The organism is Actinoplanes sp. NPDC049118 (genome assembly GCF_040648555.1).
GTDB lineage: Bacteria > Actinomycetota > Actinomycetes > Mycobacteriales > Micromonosporaceae > Actinoplanes.
Genome location: NZ_JBEZDY010000005.1, coordinates 19,843 through 40,039, shown reverse-complemented (window position 1 = coordinate 40,039; position 20,197 = coordinate 19,843). Strand labels below are relative to the sequence as shown.

23 protein-coding genes and 1 pseudogene are annotated in these 20,197 nt (G+C 71.9%); 13 read left to right on the top strand and 11 right to left on the bottom strand.

The genetic code is table 11. The features are described 5' to 3' along the window. Nucleotides 1-32 precede the first annotated feature (32 nt). On the top strand, nt 33-659 hold the full coding sequence (locus tag AB0B58_RS09120; RefSeq protein WP_360220061.1) for a hypothetical protein: 627 nt from the start codon (nt 33-35) through the stop codon (nt 657-659). 14 nt (nt 660-673) lie between these two features. Here the strand turns inward: AB0B58_RS09120 and AB0B58_RS09115 are convergent, their stop codons facing one another. Continuing rightward, the gene (locus tag AB0B58_RS09115; protein WP_360220058.1) at nt 674-1,171 is read right to left on the bottom strand and encodes a DUF4190 domain-containing protein; all 498 of its coding nucleotides are present in this window, start codon (nt 1,169-1,171) and stop codon (nt 674-676) included. Nucleotides 1,172-1,349: 178 nt separating this feature from the next. Between AB0B58_RS09115 and AB0B58_RS09110 the strand changes: the two genes are divergently transcribed. Beyond that, nucleotides 1,350-2,297: an SDR family NAD(P)-dependent oxidoreductase gene (locus AB0B58_RS09110; RefSeq protein ID WP_360220055.1), complete on the top strand. Its 948-nt coding sequence runs from the start codon at nt 1,350-1,352 to the stop codon at nt 2,295-2,297. A gap of 47 nt (nt 2,298-2,344) precedes the next feature. Here AB0B58_RS09110 and AB0B58_RS09105 read toward each other — a convergent pair whose 3' ends face one another. Both AB0B58_RS09105 and AB0B58_RS09100 read right to left on the bottom strand, forming a co-directional pair. Continuing rightward, nucleotides 2,345-2,848, bottom strand: coding sequence for a DUF4190 domain-containing protein (locus tag AB0B58_RS09105; RefSeq protein WP_360220052.1), 504 nt, complete (start codon nt 2,846-2,848; stop codon nt 2,345-2,347). Between the two features lie 112 nt (nt 2,849-2,960). Next, on the bottom strand, nt 2,961-3,368 hold the full coding sequence (locus tag AB0B58_RS09100; RefSeq protein WP_360220049.1) for a CoA-binding protein: 408 nt from the start codon (nt 3,366-3,368) through the stop codon (nt 2,961-2,963). A 272-nt stretch (nt 3,369-3,640) separates the two neighbouring features. Between AB0B58_RS09100 and AB0B58_RS09095 the strand changes: the two genes are divergently transcribed. Then, nucleotides 3,641-4,882, top strand: coding sequence for an FxsB family cyclophane-forming radical SAM/SPASM peptide maturase (locus AB0B58_RS09095; protein WP_360220047.1), 1,242 nt, complete (start codon nt 3,641-3,643; stop codon nt 4,880-4,882). Between the two features lie 240 nt (nt 4,883-5,122). Here the strand turns inward: AB0B58_RS09095 and AB0B58_RS09090 are convergent. Continuing rightward, nucleotides 5,123-6,967 (bottom strand): annotated as a pseudogene (locus AB0B58_RS09090) (intein-containing Rv2578c family radical SAM protein); the annotation flags it as partial. Between the two features lie 114 nt (nt 6,968-7,081). Then, nucleotides 7,082-7,438: a thioredoxin gene (gene trxA / locus AB0B58_RS09085; protein WP_184988854.1), complete on the bottom strand. Its 357-nt coding sequence runs from the start codon at nt 7,436-7,438 to the stop codon at nt 7,082-7,084. 466 nt (nt 7,439-7,904) lie between these two features. Between trxA and AB0B58_RS09080 the strand changes: the two genes are divergently transcribed. The 7 genes from AB0B58_RS09080 to AB0B58_RS09050 all read left to right on the top strand — a co-directional run bounded on the left by AB0B58_RS09080 (nt 7,905) and on the right by AB0B58_RS09050 (nt 13,013). Further along, nucleotides 7,905-8,546, top strand: a complete 642-nt coding sequence (locus AB0B58_RS09080; RefSeq protein WP_360220042.1) for a TrmH family RNA methyltransferase — start codon at nt 7,905-7,907, stop codon at nt 8,544-8,546. 103 nt (nt 8,547-8,649) lie between these two features. Beyond that, complete coding sequence (locus AB0B58_RS09075) at nt 8,650-9,318, top strand: DUF6758 family protein (RefSeq protein WP_360220039.1); 669 nt, start codon at nt 8,650-8,652, stop codon at nt 9,316-9,318. 130 nt (nt 9,319-9,448) lie between these two features. After that, a complete protein-coding gene (locus AB0B58_RS09070) occupies nt 9,449-9,607 on the top strand; it encodes a hypothetical protein (RefSeq protein WP_023562582.1) in 159 nt (52 codons plus the stop codon). A gap of 9 nt (nt 9,608-9,616) precedes the next feature. After that, nucleotides 9,617-10,525: a PH domain-containing protein gene (locus AB0B58_RS09065; RefSeq protein ID WP_360220035.1), complete on the top strand. Its 909-nt coding sequence runs from the start codon at nt 9,617-9,619 to the stop codon at nt 10,523-10,525. 43 nt (nt 10,526-10,568) lie between these two features. After that, a complete protein-coding gene (locus tag AB0B58_RS09060) occupies nt 10,569-11,420 on the top strand; it encodes a PHP domain-containing protein (protein WP_360220032.1) in 852 nt (283 codons plus the stop codon). 52 nt (nt 11,421-11,472) lie between these two features. Then, nucleotides 11,473-12,090 (top strand): MarC family protein, encoded by a 618-nt coding sequence (locus tag AB0B58_RS09055; protein WP_360220029.1) that lies wholly within the window; start codon nt 11,473-11,475, stop codon nt 12,088-12,090. An 89-nt stretch (nt 12,091-12,179) separates the two neighbouring features. Beyond that, nucleotides 12,180-13,013: a PD-(D/E)XK nuclease family protein gene (locus AB0B58_RS09050; RefSeq protein ID WP_360220900.1), complete on the top strand. Its 834-nt coding sequence runs from the start codon at nt 12,180-12,182 to the stop codon at nt 13,011-13,013. Here AB0B58_RS09050 and AB0B58_RS09045 read toward each other — a convergent pair. Both AB0B58_RS09045 and AB0B58_RS09040 read right to left on the bottom strand, forming a co-directional pair. Then, a complete protein-coding gene (locus AB0B58_RS09045; protein WP_360220026.1) occupies nt 13,005-13,865 on the bottom strand; it encodes an oxygenase MpaB family protein in 861 nt (286 codons plus the stop codon). The genes AB0B58_RS09050 and AB0B58_RS09045 overlap by 9 nt on opposite strands. A 41-nt stretch (nt 13,866-13,906) precedes the next feature. Beyond that, complete coding sequence (locus tag AB0B58_RS09040) at nt 13,907-14,341, bottom strand: Fur family transcriptional regulator (RefSeq protein ID WP_360220023.1); 435 nt, start codon at nt 14,339-14,341, stop codon at nt 13,907-13,909. Between the two features lie 204 nt (nt 14,342-14,545). Here AB0B58_RS09040 and AB0B58_RS09035 point away from each other — a divergent pair, with 204 nt between their 5' ends. Next, nucleotides 14,546-15,025, top strand: coding sequence for a DUF2231 domain-containing protein (locus AB0B58_RS09035; protein ID WP_360220020.1), 480 nt, complete (start codon nt 14,546-14,548; stop codon nt 15,023-15,025). Nucleotides 15,026-15,146: 121 nt separating this feature from the next. On the opposite strand, the gene AB0B58_RS09030 is transcribed toward AB0B58_RS09035, so the two are convergent. Further along, nucleotides 15,147-15,479, bottom strand: coding sequence for a translation initiation factor 2 (locus tag AB0B58_RS09030; protein WP_360220017.1), 333 nt, complete (start codon nt 15,477-15,479; stop codon nt 15,147-15,149). 57 nt (nt 15,480-15,536) lie between these two features. On the opposite strand from AB0B58_RS09030, the gene AB0B58_RS09025 reads away from it, so the two are divergent. After that, on the top strand, nt 15,537-15,719 hold the full coding sequence (locus AB0B58_RS09025; RefSeq protein ID WP_360220957.1) for a hypothetical protein: 183 nt from the start codon (nt 15,537-15,539) through the stop codon (nt 15,717-15,719). Between the two features lie 374 nt (nt 15,720-16,093). On the opposite strand, the gene AB0B58_RS09020 is transcribed toward AB0B58_RS09025, so the two are convergent. From AB0B58_RS09020 to AB0B58_RS09010, 3 genes are all read right to left on the bottom strand, one after another. Then, nucleotides 16,094-16,738, bottom strand: a complete 645-nt coding sequence (locus AB0B58_RS09020; RefSeq protein WP_360220014.1) for a hypothetical protein — start codon at nt 16,736-16,738, stop codon at nt 16,094-16,096. A gap of 125 nt (nt 16,739-16,863) precedes the next feature. Continuing rightward, nucleotides 16,864-17,271, bottom strand: coding sequence for an FmdB family zinc ribbon protein (locus AB0B58_RS09015; RefSeq protein ID WP_360220011.1), 408 nt, complete (start codon nt 17,269-17,271; stop codon nt 16,864-16,866). A gap of 68 nt (nt 17,272-17,339) precedes the next feature. Then, nucleotides 17,340-17,945: a 5-formyltetrahydrofolate cyclo-ligase gene (locus AB0B58_RS09010; protein ID WP_360220008.1), complete on the bottom strand. Its 606-nt coding sequence runs from the start codon at nt 17,943-17,945 to the stop codon at nt 17,340-17,342. 81 nt (nt 17,946-18,026) lie between these two features. Between AB0B58_RS09010 and AB0B58_RS09005 the strand changes: the two genes are divergently transcribed. Next, entirely contained in the window at nt 18,027-20,147 is a 2,121-nt protein-coding gene (locus AB0B58_RS09005) for a diguanylate cyclase (protein ID WP_360220005.1), read from the top strand. Nucleotides 20,148-20,197 lie beyond the last annotated feature (50 nt).

Sequence of the window (20,197 nt, the reverse complement as noted above, 5' to 3'; positions counted from 1 at the left end):
CGTCGCGCCACGCGGTAGAGAGGTGGGATGAGATGCGCCGCGATCGATACCGGCTCCGCCTGCTGCTGCTCGGGGCGGTGCTGGTGACGAGCGCGTGCGACGAGCCCGACCTCCCGCTGCCCGGCCTGACCGGCGGCTGGACCACGGCGGGATGTGAGTTCACGCGCGCCGCCGAGACCGTGAACGTCGGCGGCCGGATCCTGCCGGCGACGCCCGCGCCGCTGGCGGCGGCCATCGCGCGGATCGACACCGGCGGCCGGGCCGACCACGCCGCGAGCTACGCCGGCCTGGAGGTCGACCAGCAACATGTGCGGGTGATCGTCTACCGGGTGCCGTCCGCGGAGTTCGACGACTTCATCCGGTTCAGCGCGGAGAACATGTGCATCGTGGTCCGTGACGCCCTGCACAGCCTGGCCGACCTGACCGGGTGGCAGGACCGGATCGTGGCGGACCTGGCGGCTTGGGGCGCCGAGGGCGTGCACATCTCCAGCGTCGTGGCCCGCTACGACGGCGCCGGGGTGGAGGTCGGCACCCGCGACGTGGACCTGGCCCGCATCGAGCTGCCGCGCCGCTACGGTCGCAACGCCCCGCTGGTCTTCGTCGAGCAGGGGCCCGTGGTTCCGATGGCCGTACCGACGACGCCCCGGACCGGCGGCTGACCCGGGGCCGGGTCCTAATAGCTGGAGTTGGAGTCCGCCACCGCAAAGAAGATCAGGAATGCGGCGCCGATCAGCGCGAGGCCGGCCATGGTCCAGCCGACGATGATCCCGGCCAGGGCCAGGCCACTGCCGCCCGCTCCGGACGCGCGGATCCGGCGGCGGGCCACGTGGCCGAGGATCGCGCCGACGATGCCGAGCACTGCGCCGAGGCCCCACAGGCAGAGGCCGAGCACGCTGGCGCAGGACACGACAAGGGAGGCGATGGCCATGCCCTCGGTCGGCCGTGCACCCGCGTAGGGCCCGGCCGGGTGGGAGTACGGACTGCCGGGGTAGCCGTAGTCGTAACCGGCCGGCGGGCCGTAGCCGGGCTGCTGCGTCGGCGTGCCGTAGCCCGGGGCGCCGTAGGCGTACGGCTGCGGCGCGTAGGGCTGGGGCGGCTGGTAGGCCTGCACGGGTGGATCCGGCGGCGGCGGGTAGGTGCCGTCCGGACCGGGCGTCGGTGGGTAGGTCATGGCGGCCTCCTCCGGCGCGTCGTCTTCGCCCGCAAGGGTAGAGGCAGCTGTCACGGCCCGCAGTCCCCGCGTACGCGGGGTGCCCGGTTGTGCGCGGGGTGCGGTCGCCGAGCGCCAATGGCGTGCGCCACGGCCGAGGATGTTTGCCCCGGCACGCGGGAGCGGGCAGGATCGCCGCATGGTCTTCGACGCCCGTTCCGCCACCGGAAGCCGGTCCAGGCGGGATGCCACCCGCCCCGCCGCCGGCCGCCGGCCCCGGTCTGCCGCGCCCAGTTCCGAGTCCGAGCAGGACCTGGGTCCGGATCCGGCCGCCGAGACCGGACTCGCACCGGACGACACCGCGGCCGAGGCCGAGGAGGGCCCCGTGACCCTGCGGCTCGACGGAAAGGTCGCCCTGGTGACGGGCGCGGGCAGCCCGGACGGCATCGGGTACGCGACCGCGCGCCGGCTGCGCGACCTGGGCGCCCGCGTCGCGATCGTGTCGACGACGCGGCGCATCCACGAGCGGGCGTCCGAGCTCGGGGTGACGGGCTTTGTGGCGGATCTCACGGACGAGGCCGAGGTGGGTGCGCTCGCCGACGCGGTCGTCGACCAGCTCGGCGACGTGCAGGTCCTGGTGAACAACGCGGGCCTGGCCAGCCGCACGAGCCCCGAGGTGCTCCGCCCGGTCGCGCAGCTCACCTACGACGAGTGGCGGGCGGAGATCGACCGGAACCTGAGCACGGCATTCCTGTGCAGCCGGGCGTTCGTCGGCGGCATGTCCGAGCAGGGCTGGGGCCGCATCGTCAACCTCGCCGCGACTGCGGGCCCGATCAACGCCCTGCCGACCGAGGCCGCCTACGCCGCGGCGAAGGCGGGCGTGGTCGGCCTGACCCGGGCGCTGGCGATGGAGCTCGTCGCCGACGGCATCAACGTCAACTGCGTGGCGCCGGGCACGATCTACACGGCGGCGTCCACGGTGACAGAGATCAAGCAGGGCCTGGGCACGCCGATCGGCCGGCCCGGCACCCCCGACGAGGTGGCGGCGGCGATCGCCTTCCTGTGCTCGCCCGCGGCGTCGTACATCACGGGCCAGATGCTGGTGGTCGACGGCGGCAACAGCGTCCGCGAGGCCGAGTTCCGCTGAGCCGGCTCGCCCGGTGGACGGAGCCGTCCACCGGGCGAGCCGCCCGGTCAGTAGGTGGTGTTGCTCGACCCGATCGCAACGACCGCGACGACGATGTAGAACGCGCAGATCAGCACGTAGAGGCTGGTGAAGATGTAGCCGAGCCAGAGGCCGGCGGTGGCCAGGCCCTCGCCGGACTCGCCGGACTGGCGGATCTGCTTCTTGGCGACGTGGCCCATGACGATCGCGGCGGGCGAGAACACGAAGGCGAACACCAGGCTCAGGATGGCCATCGTGTTGGTCGGCGCCGCGCCCATGTAGGGCTGCTGCGCATAGGGCTGGCCGTAGCCGGGCTGCTGGCCGTAGGGCGGCGGCTGGCCGTAGGGCTGCCCGCTGGAGGGAGCGCCGTACGGCGGCTGGCCGTATGGCTGCCCGCTCGAGGGTGCGCCGCTGGCCGGGGCCGCATACGGGTCCTGCGAGTACGGCGACGTGGGGTCGTAGCCCGGCTGCTGCCCGTAGGGCTGCTGGGGCTGATATGGGTCCGGCGTACCACCGGCGGGCGGGTAAGTCATCTAAGGTCCTCCTCGTTCACCCCGGCACCGTACTAGCCGATGGGTAGATCGGGGGCCCCGATTCCGCGTGTCTGGACGACCCGGGCGTATGTCGTGATCGTTCGGGCGCCGATCAGGCGATCCTGCTGAGGTTTCCGACCGCCCGCTCGACGGCGAGGCAGCGATCCTCGACATAGTCGATCCCGGCCTCGGCGGCGATGCGGCGGGCCTCCGCGGACACGATACCGGTCTGCAGCCAGACGGCGGGCGCGTTGATCGCAACCGCCTGCCGGACGACCTCCACCGCGTCGGCGGCGGGCCGGAAGATGTCGACGAGATCCACCGCCTCGGGCAGATCGGCAAGCGTGGGCACGGTCTTGATCCCGAAGACCTCGTCGACGAACGGGTTGACCGGGATGATCTTCCACCCGTGCCGGAGCATCTGCAGTGGCACGCCGTGCGCCGGCTTCGCCGGGTCCCGCGAGGCTCCGACCACGGCAATGACGTTCGCCTCGGCCAGGATCTGCTGTGCGCTCCTCATGCCCTCGACTCTATCCACGCCGTGCCCGGGCCCGCGCCGGGTCGCCACGCGTCACCGCAACCGCGTACCGGCGTAGGTTCACGACGGGGTGGCAACGGCGCCGCACGGCGATGGCTCGCGATTCGACCGTTTGTGTGGGGAGGCCACGATGTGGAAAGCGCGGCCGATCGACGGGCCGGTGAGATCTTCCCGGATGCCGGGCCCGCGCGACCCTCGACAAGGGATCGGTGCTTGACGGCGCACTTCGGCGATCTGCGGGGAGACGCATTCTGATGAGTACCTCTGCCCGGCGTTCGCCGATCCCGCCCGACCACCCACCGTGGCCCTACGACCTGCTCGACGTGCAGGCGCTGCGGCGGACGGGATGGCGGCCCACCGCCATTCGGGAATTCGTCCTCAAGGTGCATCAGCGTTGCAACCTCGCCTGCGACTACTGCTACGTCTACGAACTCGCCGATCAGAGCTGGCGCGGCCGGCCGGCGGTGATGTCCCCCGAGGTCTGGAACGCCGCCGGCGGTCGCATCGGCGAGCACGCGCGCGAGCACTGCCTGGACCGGGTGAGTGTGATCCTGCACGGCGGCGAGCCCCTGCTGGCCGGCGCCGACCGGCTGTTGCGGCTGATCGCCGACCTGCGTGGCGCCATGCCGGGCGGCTGTGAGCTCTCCGTCGGCATGCAGACGAACGCCGTCACCCTGGACGAGCCCACGCTCGCCCGGCTGTCGCGGGAGCGGGTCAGGATCGGGGTGAGTGTCGACGGCCGGCCGGAGGACCATGATCTGCACCGCAGGTTCCGCGGCGGTCGCGGCAGCTTCGAAGCCGTCGACCGCGCGGTGGGGCTGCTGGGCAGCGCGCGGTTCCGGTCGTGCTTCGCGGGCCTCCTGTGCGCCGTGAACCCGGCGGCCGATCCGGTCTCGACCTACACCGGGCTGCTCGAGCATGCCCCGCCCGCCATCGACTTTCTGCTGCCACACGCCAACTGGGCGGTACCGCCGCCCAGATCGCCGGCGCAGGCGACTCCGCACGGCGACTGGCTCGCCGTGGTCTTCGACCGCTGGTACGGCGCGCCGCGCCGGGAGACCCGGGTCCGGCTCTTCGAGGAGATCATGACCCTGCTGCTGGGCGGGTCCAGCCGTTCCGACCAGGTCGGTCTCAGCCCGGTGGCCGTCGCGGTGGTCGAGTCGGACGGCGCGATAGAGCAGGTCGACTCGCTCAAGAGCGCGTACTCCGGTGCGTGCGACACCGGCCTCAACGTGCTGACGGACTCGTTCGGCACCGCGCTCGGGCATCCGGGCTTCGTCGCCCGCCAGATCGGTCTCGCCGCGCTCGGAGAGGAGTGCGGTGACTGCCCGATCCACCGGATCTGCGGCGGCGGGCACTACGCGCACCGCTACCGGCCGGGCGAGGGATTTCGCAATCCCACCGTCTACTGCGCCGACATGCGGGTGCTGATCGGGCACATCCGCCGGCGGCTCTCCGCCGATCTGCACCGGTTGGGCCGGCTGAGCGGCCGGTGACCGCCACCCGACGCCGGGCCGGCTGGCTGGCTGGCTGGCTGGCTCGGCGCCCTATAACAGGGTGAGTTGCCGGGGCTCCGCCTTGCGGCCGGTGCCGTGCTCCGGTGCGCTGTCCGCCGTGCCGGCGCTCTGGTGGCCCGCCGTGCCGGCGTCCTGGCGGCCCGCCGCGTCGGCGTCCTGGCGGTCCGCCGCCGGGACGCCGTTGACTCGCGCCGTGCGCGCCTCGCCGTCCGCCGCCCGGTGGAGCCCGTGGCGCCGGGCCGCCATCCGCACCCGCGCGCCGATCTCGTGCTGGAACACCTGCGGCAGGTAGGAGCCGCCCTGATAGAGGTCCCGATAGCGCGCGGCCAGCTCGGGATGCTCCCGGGTCAGCCAGGCCGCGTACCACTCCCGCGCCCCGGGGCGCAGGTGCAACGGCAGGGGCGTCACGCTCGCCGCGCCCGCCGCCGCGATGGCCGCCACCGTGTCCTCGATGGACTCTTCCGTGTCGGTCAGGCCCGGCAGGATCGGAGCCATCAGCACGCCGATCGAGAAGCCGGCGTCCGTCAGCCGGCTGACCGCGTCCAGCCGGCGCCGCGGGCTCGGTGTGCCCGGCTCCACCGCACGCCACATCCGCTCGTCGACGAAGCCGATCGACATCGACAGGCTCACGTCCGTCACCGTCGCCGCCTGCCTCAGCAGGTCCAGATCCCGGAGGAGCAGGGTGCCCTTCGTCAGGATCGAGAAGGGATTGGCGAAGTCGCGGAGCGCCGCCAGGATCTGCGGCATCAGCCGATAGCGGCCCTCCGCGCGCTGATAGACGTCGACGTTGGTGCCGATCGCGATCGAGGCACCCCGCCACCTCGGTGCCGCGAGCTCGCGGCGGATCAGGTCGCCCGCGTTCACCTTGACGACCACCTTGGAGTCGAAGTCGTGGCCGGCGTCCAGGTCCAGGTAGGTGTGGGTGTTGCGGGCGAAGCAGTTGTGGCTCACCACGCCGTCCGCAACGAAGTCGCCGGTGCCGGTCGTGATGTCGTAGAGCGGGAGGGTGAGGCCGAGGTCCTCGATGTCGGCGACCGTCAGCTGGGCCTCGCCGCGGACGCCGATGCCCGAGGCGTCGAGGGGCGCGTCGCTGACCCCGGTCAGGTGTCGGAAGCGGAGCGCCGCCCACAGGTCGCGGGCCGTCTCGACCGAGTGGACCCCGCCCAGCTGGACGTTGGGCGGGCGGCGGCTCGGCAGGCCCAGGTGGGTCAGCGCCTCCGTGATGCGGTCGAGGAAGCCCCGGTCGCGGCTGGTGAAGACGACGGCCAGGCGGTCCGCGTGCCCCGTCGAGCCGAACGCGCCGGCCAGGAAGCCGCGATGCCAGCCGCCCGTCGGCTCCTCCGGCCAGCGGAGCGCCACGTGCATCGGTATGTCCTCGAGGTAGGCGTCCGCGCGGATCCAGGCGTCGCCCTCCCGGGATCCGGCGAGCGCGCCCGCGTCGCCACGGACCAGGCCGCACAGATAGCCCGTGCGGTAGTCGGGGGACTCCTTCGGCGCCTCGGCGAAGCGGCCCACGCCTGACATCCGGTCGCCGACCGCGAGGGCCGGCAGCCCGGGCTCCGCCGGGCTGATGTGCCGCCAGCCGCGGTCGGTGAGGAAGCGGTGTGCGCCGCTTCCCACCAGGCGGGTGCCGTCCGCCAGGGTGACCCGGTAGGCGGGCTTCGACGTGGTCCAGTGGTCGAGCACCGTGGTGGGCACGTAGCGCCGGTGCGGTCCGGCGCCCATCGTGCCGAGCACCGCGTCGCCGACCCGCAGCTGCGAGAGCGGGCGGGTCGAGCCGTCGGCCAGCAGGATCGGGGTGTCGCCGCTCAGGCAGTAGGAGCAGGCGTGTGAGCAGCCCCGGTAGGGATTGATCGTCCACTCGAACGGCACCCGGGAGGCGCCGGGCACCCGGTTGATCAGGGACTTGGCGCGGATCTCGTAGAAGGTCATGCCCGCGAAGCCGGGCGTGTCGAACGTGCGGACGGTCGCTCCGGGCAGCGCCAGCGGCAGGGGTGGGGCCGCCGGCGCTGCGTTCGGGAGCGAGTCGTCGTCGGTGGAGGCCGACAGGTGTGACCATCGCATGGCGAAGATTCGAACACACGTTCGATCGACTGTCCACCCGGTACCGGAGAACCCACCAAAAGGGAGCGCCGCGGACCGTCCGGTCCGCGGCGCTGACGACCCGAGTGTCGGTGGTTACTTCGCGGCGAGCTGCTTGCGCACGTCGTCCATGTCCAGCTTCTCGACCTGGTCGATCAGGGACTCGAGCGCCGACTCGGGGAGGGCGCCGGGCTGAGAGAAGACGATGACGCCGTCGCGCACTGCCATGATCGTCGGGATCGAGCTGATCTGGAACTTCGCCGCAAGCTCCTGCTGGGCCTCGGTGTCGACCTTGCCGAAGGTGATCTCGGTGTGCTTCTCCGAGGACCGCTCGTAGGTCGGCGCGAAGCGGACGCAGGGCCCGCACCAGCTGGCCCAGAAGTCGACAAGGACGATGCCGTCCTTGCCGGTCACCTCGTCGAAGTTCTCTGCGGTCAGCGCGACTGTCGCCATGATCTCTCCGTCCACGGGAAGAAGGCCACGGGAAAGGGGCCTACGTGCGGTGCAAACCCATCGTCCACCTCGATGATTCCCGGGCTCGGACCGGGTGACACGTGGCCTGCGGCACCATTTCCGGCTCGGGGCGTTGACCTTGGGCGACTCATCGTAACTCAAAGTAGGGAGAGCGCTCTCAATCGTAAAGCGGCGTGTAGCGTCCAGTTTGCGACAGCTGCGGCCTCCCTGGGCGGTCTCGGGACCCCCAGCTTCAGCTAGATAACGAACAGGTCACCACCGAAGGTAATAGGTAACAATGTTAAATGTGACTTGAGTCACTCACGAAATCTCTTCACATAGATACGCAGGGTAAGGCAGACTCTCTCCCAACAGAGCGTGGGCGGCGGGCGCCGGGGAGGGCCCCGCCGCTCATTGCGTCTCCCCCCAGGTGTGGCCCCGAGGCCCCTGGTTAGCCTCCTGGACCATGGTCGTCGAAAACCCCGTCGCGATGGACGAGTCCGAGGTCGGTGTCGGTCCCTGGCCGGGCGAGTGGCCCGAGGGCGAGCACTACGACCCTGAGTTGCTGGCGCAGGGCGATCGCCGCAATGTCGTCGACCGGTACCGCTACTGGCGGCACGAGGCGGTGGTCGCCGATCTCGATCGGCGCCGGCACGGCTTCCACGTCGCCATCGAGAACTGGCAGCACGACTTCAACATCGGCGCCGTGGTCCGCAACGCCAACGCGTTCCTGGCGGCCGAGGTGCACATCATCGGGCTGCGGCGCTGGAACCGGCGCGGCGCGATGGTCACCGACCGGTACCAGCACGTGCGCCACCACCCGACGATCGAGGGGTTCACCGCCTGGGCGGAGGCCGCCGGCCTGCCGATCGTCGGCATCGACAACCTGCCCGGGTCGCGGCCCATGGAGACGGCCACCCTGCCGCGCGACTGCGTCCTGATCTTCGGCCAGGAGGGGCCCGGGCTGTCCGCGGCCGCGCGCGCGGCGTGCGGCGCCGTCTTCTCGATCGCCCAGTACGGGTCCACCCGTTCGATCAACGCCGGAGTGGCCAGCGGCATCGCCATGCACGCCTGGATCCGCGCTCACGCCGGCCCGCCACCCGAGTGATGATCATCAGCTCGGATGAATGAACCGCGCCCAGCGCCCGGGTTCTGCCGATTCGCTTGACGGGGGCCCTGCCGACCCGCACCGTTAGAGGGTGGGTGTCACGGTGAGTTGCCCCCGTTGTGCTGCGCAGGTCCGGCCGCCGGATCTGATGCACAGCGAATGGCGCTGCGACAACTGTGGCGAGATCTCCCCGTTCCACGTCGCCGAGCACATCGGCCCCGACATCATCGAGAGCGTGCTCCGGCAGTCGGCGCCCACGGTCGATCACATGCCGCTCTGGTGCCCGTGGCCGCTGCCGCCGGGCTGGATGGTCACCGGGGTCGGCTGGGCCGGCGACGACCGCGACGGCGTCAAGGCGACCGCGCTGTCATGCAGCGGGCCGGAGCCGCTCGGTGGTGGCCCGGCCGATCTGGTGCTGATCGCGGAGCGTCCCGGCGTCGGGCTCGGCACCCGCTTCGCCGGCATCGCCGGGATCGACCCCGGCTACCTCATCGCCGAGGCGATGGGCGGCCCGGACCCGGGTGGACACTCCGGCCCGCACGCCAAGATCAGGGTCGGCGGGCACCCCACTCCACTGTGGTGTGTCAAGTCCCCGGAAGATCGAAGCGCCTATGTGAGTGAGGCCAAAGGAATGTGGCTCTATGCGGTAGCGTGGCCCGCAAGCGCGGGCTACTTCCTGGCCGAGCATGTCGTCCTGCACGACCTGTCCGACGGGGTGCCGTCCGAGCTCGTGTACGGAGCGCCGTCGCCCTACCTGCACGGCCGGGCCTGATCCGAATGGTCTGACCTGCGGGGACCGGTATCGGCTTTACGGCCACATTGTTCACACTGAGCCACGAAACTGATACCGTGAGTATTGCCGCGGCGATGACCGTCACCCGCAACGGAGGAGAAGGCCCGCCATGATCAAGAAGGTTCTCACCTGGCTTGGCATCGCATTCTTGATCTTCTTCATTGCGTTCAACCCGAACTCTGCCGCTGCCGTGTTCGAGTCGCTGGGTAGCACGATCGGCGACATTGCCCGCGGTTTCGGAACGTTCTTCACCAACCTCGTCGCTTAACATCACCTGATGGGTCCTGGCGAGCCGCGGCAACCTGACGATGAGGGTGCGCGCCGCCCTCGGGACGACGACGAGAATTTCGGCTACGACGATCCGGCGTTCCGTGACGACGGTCCCGAGTACGTCCAGGGCACGGCCACGCCCGGACCCGGTTACTCGCCCGACGCGGGCTACGCCCCCGACGCCGGCTACTCGCCGGACGCCGGCTACTCGCCCAGCGCCGGCTACGGCGGTTACGGCACCGACCCGCGCGACGACGAGTACCGCGATCCGGGCGAATACGAGGCTCCCGTCTTCACCGAGGAGGAGCTTCAGGGCCTCGGCGGCGACGGATCCGGTGTCCCGGGTGGACCGCGCCGGGTGCTGCCGCTCGAGGACGAGCCGACCACCCTGGTCTCGCGCTACCTCTTCCCGACCGAGCGCTACCGCGGCGAGTGGAAACGGCACTGGGTCAGCCTGTCGACCCCGCTGCTGATCGGCGTCGGTGCGACCCTGCTGCTCGGCTACCTCGCGGGCTTCCTGACCCGGCAGAACGTCGACGGCATGGTCACCGTGGCCGTGCTGGTCTGGCTGGGCGTCATGGGCTGGGTCGCGTGGCGGATCGGCGACTGGTACTTCGACCGGTTCATCCTGACCAACAAGCGGGTCATGGTCGTCAACGGAATAGTCACCCGCAAAGTGGCCATGATGCCCCTGCTGCGGGTCACCGACATGAAGTACGAGCAGTCCGCGCTCGGGCGCATGCTGAGCTACGGCACGTTCGTGCTGGAGTCGGCCGGCCAGGACCAGGCGCTGCGCGAGGTCAAGTACCTGCCGAACCCGAACGAGCTCTACCTGCGGGTCGTCGAGGAGATGTACGAACCGCAGGCAGTCGAGGCCCGGCTGGGCAAGGACGGTGACGCGGGCGACGACGCCTGACGTCCGCAACCGGGCCGCCGGGCGCACCCGGTAGCGTTTTCTAGTGACCAGAATCGACCTGCACTGCCATTCGACCGCCAGTGACGGCACACTGACCCCGGCCGAACTGGTCCGTGCGGGCTTCGAGGCGGGCCTCGACGTGATGGCCATCACCGACCACGACACCACCGGCGGGTGGGCGGAGGCCGCGGCGGCCCGGCCGCCGGGCCTGACCCTGATACGCGGTGCCGAGCTCTCCTGCCGCTGGTACGGAGTGGAGCCGGCGATCCCGCTGCACATGCTCGCGTACCTGTTCGATCCGGAGGAGCCCGCCCTCGCCGCCGACCTGGCCCGGCTGCGCACCGACCGGGAGCAGCGCGCGGAGCAGATCGTCGAGCTGCTGCGCGCGGACGGCGTGGACATCTCCTGGCCGGAGGTGCACGGCTACGCGGCCGGCGGCTCGGTCGGCCGCCCGCACATCGCGCAGGCGCTGATCCGGGCCGGGCTGGTGCGCACCACCGACGAGGCGTTCGCCTCGCGCTGGCTGGGCGCCCGCTACTTCGTACCGAAAGCGGATCTTGATGTTTTCGAGGCCGTGCAGGCCATCCGGGCCGCCGGCGGGGTCGCGGTCTTCGCCCATCCGAACGCGACCGTCCGGGGCCGCATCGTCCCCGACAAGTTGATCGTGGAGCTGGCGGCGGCGGGCCTCTTCGGACTCGAGGCCGATCACGAGGACCACACCGTCGAGCAGCGGGCGCACGTGCGCGCCCTCGCCGAGCGGCTGGGCCTGGTCGCCACCGGCTCCTCCGACTTCCACGGCAGCCACAAGACGGTCCGGCTGGGTGCGTTCGGCACTGCTCCCGACGCGTACGCCAAGATCGTCGCCGCCGCGACCGGCGTCCCGGCCCTGGGGTGACGATCGACGCAGTCGAGCACGTCATGCGCGGACGGCCCCCTAGGTTGATCTCGTGAACCTGAAGCTGTTCGGTGAGGCCTTCGTGACTCTCCTGGTGATCGTCGACCCGCCGGGCATGGTGCCCGTCTTCCTGGCCCTGACCGGGACGCTGCCGGCCAAGGAGCGGATCCGCGCCGGCACCCAGGCGGTGCTGCTGGCGCTCGGCGTCATCGTGATCTTCGCGGTGACGGGCCAGACGCTGCTCGACTACCTGCACGTCCAGCTGCCCGCGTTGCAGGGCGCCGGGGGTCTGCTGCTGGTCCTGGTCGCGCTGCAGCTGCTCACCGGCAAGACCGACGAACCTTCGGAGCAGGGCGGGACGACCAACGTGGCGCTGGTGCCGCTCGGCACGCCGCTGCTGGCCGGGCCGGGCGCGATCGTGGCGACGATGCTCTTCGTGCAACGCGCCGACGGGATGGACGACTACACGGTCATCGGCCTCGCCATCTTCGCGGTCATGCTGACGGTCTGGCTCGTGCTGCGCTTCTCCGGCGGCATCGTCAGGCTGCTGCGCCCGGGCGGCATCGAGGTGCTGACCCGCATCGCCGGCCTGCTGCTGGCGGCCATCGCCGTGCAGCTGATCGCCGACTCCGTGGCGGCCTTCGTGGAGCTTTACGCCGCGGCGCCCTGATTCCTGTCGGAGGATGCTGGCAGGATTACCACGTGCCCAGGACCTCCCCCCGATCGGCCGCGGTGCCCGAGCAGTTGGGCTTCGCCGGCATGCCCGAGCGGCTCTTCGTCTGCACGCCGAGCAAGCTCGGCGCGTATGCGGACTGTCCGCGCCGCTACCGCTACACCTACGTTGATCGGCCGTCCCCGCAGAAGGGCCCGCCCTGGGCGCACAACTCGCTCGGCGCGAGCGTGCACACGGCCCTGAAGAACTGGTATTCGGTGCCGCCCGAGCGCCGCGTCCCGGAGTCCCTGCCCACCCTGCTCAAGGCGACGTGGGTGCGCGAGGGCTACCGCGACGTCGATCAGGAGCGAGTGACCTACCGCAAGGCGCTCGGCTGGCTCGAGACCTACGTGACCGGCCTCGATCCGCAGGACGAGCCGCTGGGCGTCGAGCGGACGGTGGCGACCAAGACGGCCCTGCTGGCCTTCAACGGCCGGGCGGACCGCATCGACTCGCGGGCCGGCGAGCAGGGGCCCGAGGCGGTCATCGTCGACTACAAGACCGGCCGGTCCGGCCTCGACGCCGACGACGCCCGCGGCTCGCAGGCGCTGGCCCTCTACGCCTACGCGGCCCAGCGGGTGTTCCGGCGCCCGTGTCACCGGGTCGAGCTGCACCACCTGCCGACGGGCACGGTCGCCGCGCACGAGCACACCGAGGAGTCGCTGGCGCGGCAGGTGGCGCGGGCGGAGGACACGGCGCGGGACATCATCGCGGCGGAGAAGGCGGTGGCGGCCGGGGGAGATCCCGACGCGGAGTTCCCGACCAATCCCGGCACGCTCTGCGGCTGGTGCGACTTCCGGCGTACCTGTCCGGCGGGGCAGCAGGCGCAGGCCAAAGATCCGTGGGCGGCCGTGGAGCATCTCGAGCGCGCGTCAGGCTAGGCCCGCACGCTCCAGCGCGGCGCGGCGCATCGGGGTGACCCGGTACTGCTTCGGCACCGCGGCCAGGATCGCGCCGATGAGCAGGCGCATGCCGCGGACCGAGAGGTCCGCCGACATGTCAGTGGTCGGCCAGCCCAGGCCGCCGTACATCCGGCGGGCCCAGGCGGGCAGCAGCGCGACGGCCGTGCCCGCGATGCCGAGATAGGCCCAGCGGGCCGGGCCGAGCGTGAGGCCCAGCCGGATCGCCCGGCTGCTCCAGACGCTCGGCACCGGCGGCACGGTCAGGAACAGGGCCGTCTCGGCTGCCTCCCGGGTGATGCCGAGCTCCGGTCGCATCCGTTCGTAGTAGGCCGCGACCTCGGCCGCCGTGCCGGGCACGGTCGACGGGTCAAGGCCGACGAGTTCCGCCGCGCGCCGCTGCTCGGTGTAGTAGCCGTCGACCTCCTCGTCGGTCAGCCTCAGGCCGGCGCGGCGGGCCGTCGTCAGGAACGACTCCACCTCGGCCACGTGCACCCAGCGCAGCAGGTCGGGCTCGTCGACGCGGAATCTCTCACCCGTACGGGGGTCCGTGGCCGACATCCGGGCGTGCAGCCGCCGGACGCGACTCGCGGCGGCCTCGACCTCGGCCGTGCTGCCGTAGAGGACGGTGCCGACGTACTCCGAGGTCCTGTTCAGACGGCCCCAGGGATCGGCGCGGTAGCCGGAGTTCTGTGCGACCGCCGCCACCGCGCGCGGGTGCAGCGCCTGTAGGTAGAGGGAGCGCAGACCGCCCATCGTCACGATGGGTTCGTTGTGCACCTTCCACGTGACCGAGGCCGGGCCGAAGAGTCCCACGTCCGGGGAGCTGTCCATGGGGTCCAGCGTGCCACGCCGGGCGGGAAAGTTGAACAGGTTCAGGCTGCGCGATCGGCGCGGCGTTCGCGCTGGCAGGAGGGGCACAACCCCCAGAACGTCACTTCCGCCTCGTCCACCTCGAAGCCGTGCGCGACGCCCGGGTCAAGGCACGGGCGCTCGCCGACGGCGCAGTCGACGTCCTCGATCGTTCCGCAGCTGCGGCAGACGATGTGATGGTGGTTGTCGCCGACCCGGGCCTCGAAGCGCGCCGGGCTGCCGGCGGGCTCGATCCGCCGGGCCAGGCCGGCCCGGGAGAGCGCGCCGAGCACGTCGTAGACGGCCTGGGTGGAGACCGAATCGAGGCGGTCCCGGACCTGCCGGGTGATCTCCTCGACCTCCAGATGGCCGCCCTGGGTCAGCACGTCGAGCACGGCCACCCGCGGCCGCGTCACGCGCATGCCGTTTGCGCGAAGCAGCTGCTCACCCGTCGACATCACACCATGACAACACGCCGATCCGGCCGGCTCAACCTCCGTGCGCACGGCTGTGGCCTGCGATAGGGCACGTTTCGGCAACATCGGCACGGCCGGTGAACCGGAGTGGTCCACTGCGCGTAGGCGGAGACAGGGGGGGTGTTTGCGGCGTCAGATATCTCTAGGCTGGCGGACCCGATCCCCGAACGAACCAAGGAGGTAGCCGTGTTCGACCAGATCAACGGCATGCCCGTTCATGCTCTCGTGGTCCACGCGGCGGTGGTGTTCGTGCCGCTGCTGGCCCTCGCCGCGATCGCCTACGCGGTCCTGCCGCGGTGGCGATCGAAGATCGGCTGGGCCGCCGTCCTGCTCGCGATCGCCGCGCCGGCGTCGGCCGCGGTGGCCATGCTGTCCGGCACGAAGCTGCACGACCGCCTCGTGGCGAACGGCCTGAGCGGCCCGCCCCTGGAGGCGATCGACGAACACATGGGCTTCGGCACGCTGACCTTCTACTTCTCGCTCGGCCTCGGCGTTGTGACCCTCATCATGGTCGTGCTGGCCAGTCGCAAGGCGAGCCGCCCGCTACCCCGCGCAGCCGAACTCGGACTGGCAGTGATCATGGTGGCGCTCGCGGTGATTTCCGGCTATTACGTGTTCAGGACCGGCGACTCCGGAGCCCAGGCAGTCTGGGGAACGACGTCCTGACGGTCCACCGTCCCGGCCGCCATGTGGGGTGGCGGCCGGGACGGTAACTCCCCGGCCCCGATCTCCGAACACGACTTCGGCCGCTCGGTTGCGGCCGCCGAAAGCCCGGTACCCGTGCCGGTCAGAAGATCACGCGGGCGCAGAGCAGGCACATCAGGATCACGGCGATAGCTCCCGCCACCAGGCCGATGCCGTAGGTCACGGTGCGCGCCGAGCCCTCGGACTCGTCGAGGACGTCGTTGTTCTGGCCCGGCATGGATCGCGGCGGCGGAGGCTTCTGGAGCATCGGCGGACGCCAGTGCGGCGACGGCGGAGGCGTGCGCGGCGGTCCCTGGTAGGTGGGCGTGGGATCGGGCGCCGGCACCGGGCGGCCGGCACCGAAGGGCTCCGGCTCGGCATCGGGGCGCTGCCAATATGCGTCGTCGTCGGAACCGGTCGGGGCGCTCACGTTCATCGACGCTACATCCATCCGGTGCCGACGGCGCATCGCGACGCGGCCTACCCTCATACCGTGGACATGTTGGACGAGCCCGAACGTGATGCCGACGCCGAGCGCACGGTTGACCTCGAGTCCGAGGAGATGCCGCTGCTGCCCGATCAGACCCGCGACGACACCGAGCGGGGCTGGGGCTTCAGCGGCGAAGACTCGAACGATGATCGCCTCCTGGAGGACCGGCCCCCGCACTGGGGCTGACCCGCGCGGGGGCTGGACTGCGCCGGTCCGATCCGTGCGGGCCTGACCCGCACCGGGGCCGGACTGCGCCGGTCCAATCCAAGGGGGTCTGGTGTGCTGAGGGCTGCGCTGCGCCCGTCCGTTCCGGAGGGGCATGGCCAAGGCTGGCGGGTCTGATTCGGCGTCGGGGCTGATCCAAGTTCGTGCCGGAGCTCAGGGGATCTGGGCCGAGCGCACAGCCTGGCTGGCGATGGCCGTCGGGCCGGGCGGCCGTGCCCACTTCGCGGTCCCCGGCGGGCAGCGAAGCGCGGCGGACGCCCGGGGTGCGCGGTTGGCCGTCTGAGGTTCGGGGGTTTGCCCGGGGCGCGTGGCGTCTGCGCGAGGCGGTGGCATGGTCAGCCGTCCGGGCGGATCAGGACCGCGTAGCCGTGGTCCGCGCCCGCCACGGTGCGCTGCGCCTCGGCCGGGGTCAGGGCCAGCAGCAGCCCGCCCGTCGCCGGGTCGTCGGCCCCCGTCACGTCGAGGACCAGGGCGGCGGTGGCCACGGCCGGCGAGGCCTGTCCGGCGCCGGTCAGCCGGAACAGGTCGACGCGGTCGCCCGGGCGGAGCAGCCGGAGGGCGGCCGGTTCCGCGAGGCGGATCGGCACTCCTACCGTTCCCGCCGGCACTCCCGGCCGGTCTCGGGCCGCCGGTGCGCCGGCCGTGGACCGGTCGTCCGGGGCCGGGTCATCCTTGGTCGGCTCATCCTGGCCCGGCTCGCCGGCGGCGCCGAACGGGTCCGAATCGGCGACGCCCGCGGGTTCCGGGGACGCCGGCCGGTCGAATCTCCCGGAGTCCGCCGGGCAGTCCGCGCCCGTCCGGGCCGGTAGGGCCGCCGGGCGCGACGCGCCGGCGGCCGGGGTCGGGGCGCAGCCCTGTGGTCCTGACCACACCACTATCGCCGCGGTGGCCAGGAGGGCCGCGACCACCGCCGGCCTCAGCAGCGCCGCCCGGCCCGGGCGGCGCCAGCGGACCGGGTCCAGTCGTGGTTCCCCGCGCATCGTCCGCCTCCTGACCGCCCCGGGTGCGTCGTCGGGCAGAACGGTAGGCGGATGCGGCACATCCCGGCGGCCGTCCTGTGGACGACCCCGGGATGTGGACAACTACACAGCGGGCGCGGGGCCTGCTAGGAGGAGGACTTCGCCGCCTTCGCGGAGCCCGAGCCCGACGAGCCGGAGCCCGAGGACGAGGACGAGGACGACGAGCCCGACGAGGACGAGGACGAGGACGAGCTCGAGGATGCCGGCGCCGAGGACGTCGACGACGAGGAACCGGACGTGGATGCCGCGGTCGACGACGAGTCCGACTTGCTCTCCGAGGAGGTGGACGATGCCGCCTTCTCGGCGCTCACGTTTCCGGTGCGGGAGTCGTTGCGGTAGAAGCCCGAGCCCTTGAAGACGATGCCCACGGAGTTGAAGACCTTGCGGAGCCGGCCGCTGCAGTTCGGGCAGTCGGTCAGCGCCGGGTCGGAGAAGGACTGCACAGCCTCGAGTGGGGTACCGCACTCGGTGCAGGCGTATTGGTACGTGGGCACTGGTCCTCCGTGATACTCGCTGGCTTGGCACTCGTGGTCTAGGAGTGCCAATGCTCCGTCATCGGAGTTTATTTCGTCCAGTCCACCGTCTCGCTGAGGCCCTCGGCCGGTGTGATCACGGCGCGCACCCGGCGGTCGTGCGGTTCGGCCGGTACCGAGGGCAGAAACTCGCCGTCGTGCAGCAGGGCGACGGAGTACGCGTTCGCGGCGCGGGCCAGTGCCCGGTCGTAGGAGCCGCCCCCGCGCCCCATGCGCAGGCCGGAGCGGTCGACCGCCAGGGCCGGCACCACCAGCAGCGTGGCGCTCGCCACCGCCTCCGGGCCGAGGCGGGGCCCGACCGGCTCCCGCAGGCCGCGGGGTCCCGGCCGCAGGGATTCCGGCCCCTCGTAGCGGACCCAGTCGAGGTCGTTGTCCGGGAGCAGCACCGGGAGGATCAGCCGGCCCGCCAGAACCTCCGGCAGGTCGGCGCCGCCCGGTTCAGGACCTACCGGGACATAGCCGGCGATGATCGTGGGTGACTGTGCGCGTACGAGATCTTGGAGGGCGGCTTGGACCGCCGCCGCGGCCGATGCGCGGGATTCCGGGGGTAGTGATCTACGCGCGGCGAGGAGTTGATCGCGCAGCGCAATCTTCGCGGTTCTTGATTTTTCCGCTTCACTGGCGAAATCCGGCATGCAACACCCCCTTTTGAAAACCGGCAAACGGTGCACACTATGTCAGCATCGCTCCAAAGAAGGCCACTTCCAGGAGGACGTGTGACTCTGCGTGGCCGACTCACTACCGCATTTCTGGCGGTCGTGCTCGGTCCGGTTCTGCTCGGGTCCTTCTTTGTCGGGATGACCGTCGCCACGGTGAGCCGGGATCGGACGGTCGAGCGGCTCGATCATGCCGCGACGACGGTGCGCACCGCCATCGGTGCCGTGTGCCGGCAGTTGCAGGCCGCCGCCGACGCGGTCGCCGTGCTGCCCGAGGCCGACCGGCGGCACGCCGCCGACCAGCTCGTCACCCGCGGCCTCGCCTCCGAGATCCGGATCGGCGGCGGCGTTCCCGCCGGCCAGCGGGACTGCGCCGCGCCGGTCGCCGGCGGAGTCGCGACCGCGATCGTCGCCCGGGCCCGCCAGGGCGACGTCACCGTCTCCGCCGCCCAGCAGCTCGACGTGGGCTTCGTCAACCGGCTGGCGGCCTCCAGCGGCGTCGCCGTCACGCTGCTCGCCGGCGACGGGCCGGGTGCCGGGCCGGCGCTGAGCTCGGAGCCGTACCGGGTGAGCCGGCGGGTCGCGGCGGCGCTGCCCGAGGACCGGACCGCGCGCGGGCACCGGTCGGTGCGCGGAATCCCGGCCGAGCCCGGCCAGCCGCTGCCGCTCGCGGTCTCGGTGGCGGACTCCGACCCGATGTCCCTCTACGCATTCCTGATCTTCGGCGTCGCGGTCGTCGCCGGCGTCGCGGTCGTCGTCGCCCGGCAGCTGGCCCGCTCCACCACCCGGCCGCTCGAGGAGCTGGCCTGGGCGGTCGGCAAGGTGGCCGACGGCGAGCTGGGCACCCGGGTGCCGGTCGGCCGGGACGATGAGCTCGGCAAGCTGGCGGGCACGTTCAACCGGATGACCCGCGAGCTGCAGGCGTACGTGCAGGCGCTCACCGCCAGCCGCGACCAGCTGCGCGGCCATCTCGCCATCCTCGGCGACACCCTGTCCAGCACACACGACCTGCACCGGATCCTCCAGGTCATCCTCCAGACCGCGCTCTCCGCGACCGGGGCGCGGGCCGGGATCGTGCTGCTGCTCGACCCGGTCGACGGCCGGCTCGTCGCGCGCTGCGCCGAAGGGCTGACCGGGCGCTGGGACGTGCCGGAGGCCGACCTGCCCACGCTGCGCCTGACGCCCGGCGCCGGCGTCCTCGGCGCGGTCGCGGCCAGCGGCGAGCCCCGGCGGGGCGTCCGCGGCCTCGGCGCGGGCATCCTCGACGAGCCGGCCTGCCGCACGTACGTTGCCGTGCCGATCTGCGCACCCGCGACCGTCGGCGACCCGCTCGTGCCGGGCGCCGCGATGGCCGGCGGGCAGCCGGCCACGCTCGGGGTACTGGCCCTCTACGACCGGCTCGGCGGCGACGAGTTCGACGACGCCGACCTGCTCACGCTGCGGACCTTCGCCGGGCAGGCGGGGGTGGCGGTGCACAACGTGCGGGTGCACGAGGAGGCGCAGCGGCTCTCCCTGACCGACCCGCTCACCGGACTCTGGAACTACCGCTGCCTGCGCGAGTCACTGCGCCGCGAAGTGGAGCGGGCCAGCCGGTTCGGCCGGATGCTGACCGTGCTCGTGCTCGACCTGGACCACTTCAAGGACGTCAACGACACGTACGGGCATGCCGCCGGCGACACCGTGCTCGGCGAGTTCGCCCGGCGGATCCGGATCGGGTTGCGCGAGGTCGACGTCGCCTTCCGCCAGGGCGGGGAGGAGTTCGTGGTGCTGCTGCCCGAGACCGACGCGTACGGCGGGGTGATAGTCGCCGAACGGCTCGGTGCCGCCGTGCGCGAGATCCCGGTGCCCATCGACCCCCGCCGGCAGGACTCGGCGACCGGGCAGCCCGTCGACCGGGTCGCGATCAGCGTCTCGATCGGCATCGCCGTCTATCCCGAGCACGGGACCACCGCGCAGCAGGTCCTCGATGCGGCTGACGACGCCCTCTACGCGGCGAAGAATGCCGGAAGAGACACCTATCGCCTGGCCGAGACCGTGCCGCTGCCCGCGGCAGGTGTGACGGACGCCGCGGTTTCGACGGGCGCACCGGAAGGGCATTTCGATCATGTCACTGGTACAGACGTGGCGGCGCCAGGCGCGTCCGGCGGGCCACAGCCGCCGCGGCAGGGTCGCGGCCGATAGTCTCGCGGCATGTCCGGGCACGAATCGAGCGAAGGTACGGTGACCTCTCA

Bases quoted from the DNA above. Each gene is read 5' to 3' on its own strand.
- AB0B58_RS09120 (WP_360220061.1), top strand. From the start codon at position 33: ATGCGCCGCGATCGATACCGGCTCCGCCTGCTGCTGCTCGGGGCGGTG.
- AB0B58_RS09115 (WP_360220058.1), bottom strand. From the start codon at position 1,171: ATGACCTACCCACCGACGCCCGGTCCGGACGGCACCTACCCGCCGCCG.
- AB0B58_RS09110 (WP_360220055.1), top strand. From the start codon at position 1,350: ATGGTCTTCGACGCCCGTTCCGCCACCGGAAGCCGGTCCAGGCGGGAT.
- AB0B58_RS09105 (WP_360220052.1), bottom strand. From the start codon at position 2,848: ATGACTTACCCGCCCGCCGGTGGTACGCCGGACCCATATCAGCCCCAG.
- AB0B58_RS09100 (WP_360220049.1), bottom strand. From the start codon at position 3,368: ATGAGGAGCGCACAGCAGATCCTGGCCGAGGCGAACGTCATTGCCGTG.
- AB0B58_RS09095 (WP_360220047.1), top strand. From the start codon at position 3,641: ATGAGTACCTCTGCCCGGCGTTCGCCGATCCCGCCCGACCACCCACCG.
- trxA (WP_184988854.1), bottom strand. From the start codon at position 7,438: ATGGCGACAGTCGCGCTGACCGCAGAGAACTTCGACGAGGTGACCGGC.
- AB0B58_RS09080 (WP_360220042.1), top strand. From the start codon at position 7,905: ATGGTCGTCGAAAACCCCGTCGCGATGGACGAGTCCGAGGTCGGTGTC.
- AB0B58_RS09070 (WP_023562582.1), top strand. From the start codon at position 9,449: ATGATCAAGAAGGTTCTCACCTGGCTTGGCATCGCATTCTTGATCTTC.
- AB0B58_RS09065 (WP_360220035.1), top strand. From the start codon at position 9,617: ATGGGTCCTGGCGAGCCGCGGCAACCTGACGATGAGGGTGCGCGCCGC.
- AB0B58_RS09050 (WP_360220900.1), top strand. From the start codon at position 12,180: ATGCCCGAGCGGCTCTTCGTCTGCACGCCGAGCAAGCTCGGCGCGTAT.
- AB0B58_RS09045 (WP_360220026.1), bottom strand. From the start codon at position 13,865: ATGGACAGCTCCCCGGACGTGGGACTCTTCGGCCCGGCCTCGGTCACG.
- AB0B58_RS09040 (WP_360220023.1), bottom strand. From the start codon at position 14,341: ATGTCGACGGGTGAGCAGCTGCTTCGCGCAAACGGCATGCGCGTGACG.
- AB0B58_RS09030 (WP_360220017.1), bottom strand. From the start codon at position 15,479: ATGAACGTGAGCGCCCCGACCGGTTCCGACGACGACGCATATTGGCAG.
- AB0B58_RS09020 (WP_360220014.1), bottom strand. From the start codon at position 16,738: ATGCGCGGGGAACCACGACTGGACCCGGTCCGCTGGCGCCGCCCGGGC.
- AB0B58_RS09010 (WP_360220008.1), bottom strand. From the start codon at position 17,945: ATGCCGGATTTCGCCAGTGAAGCGGAAAAATCAAGAACCGCGAAGATT.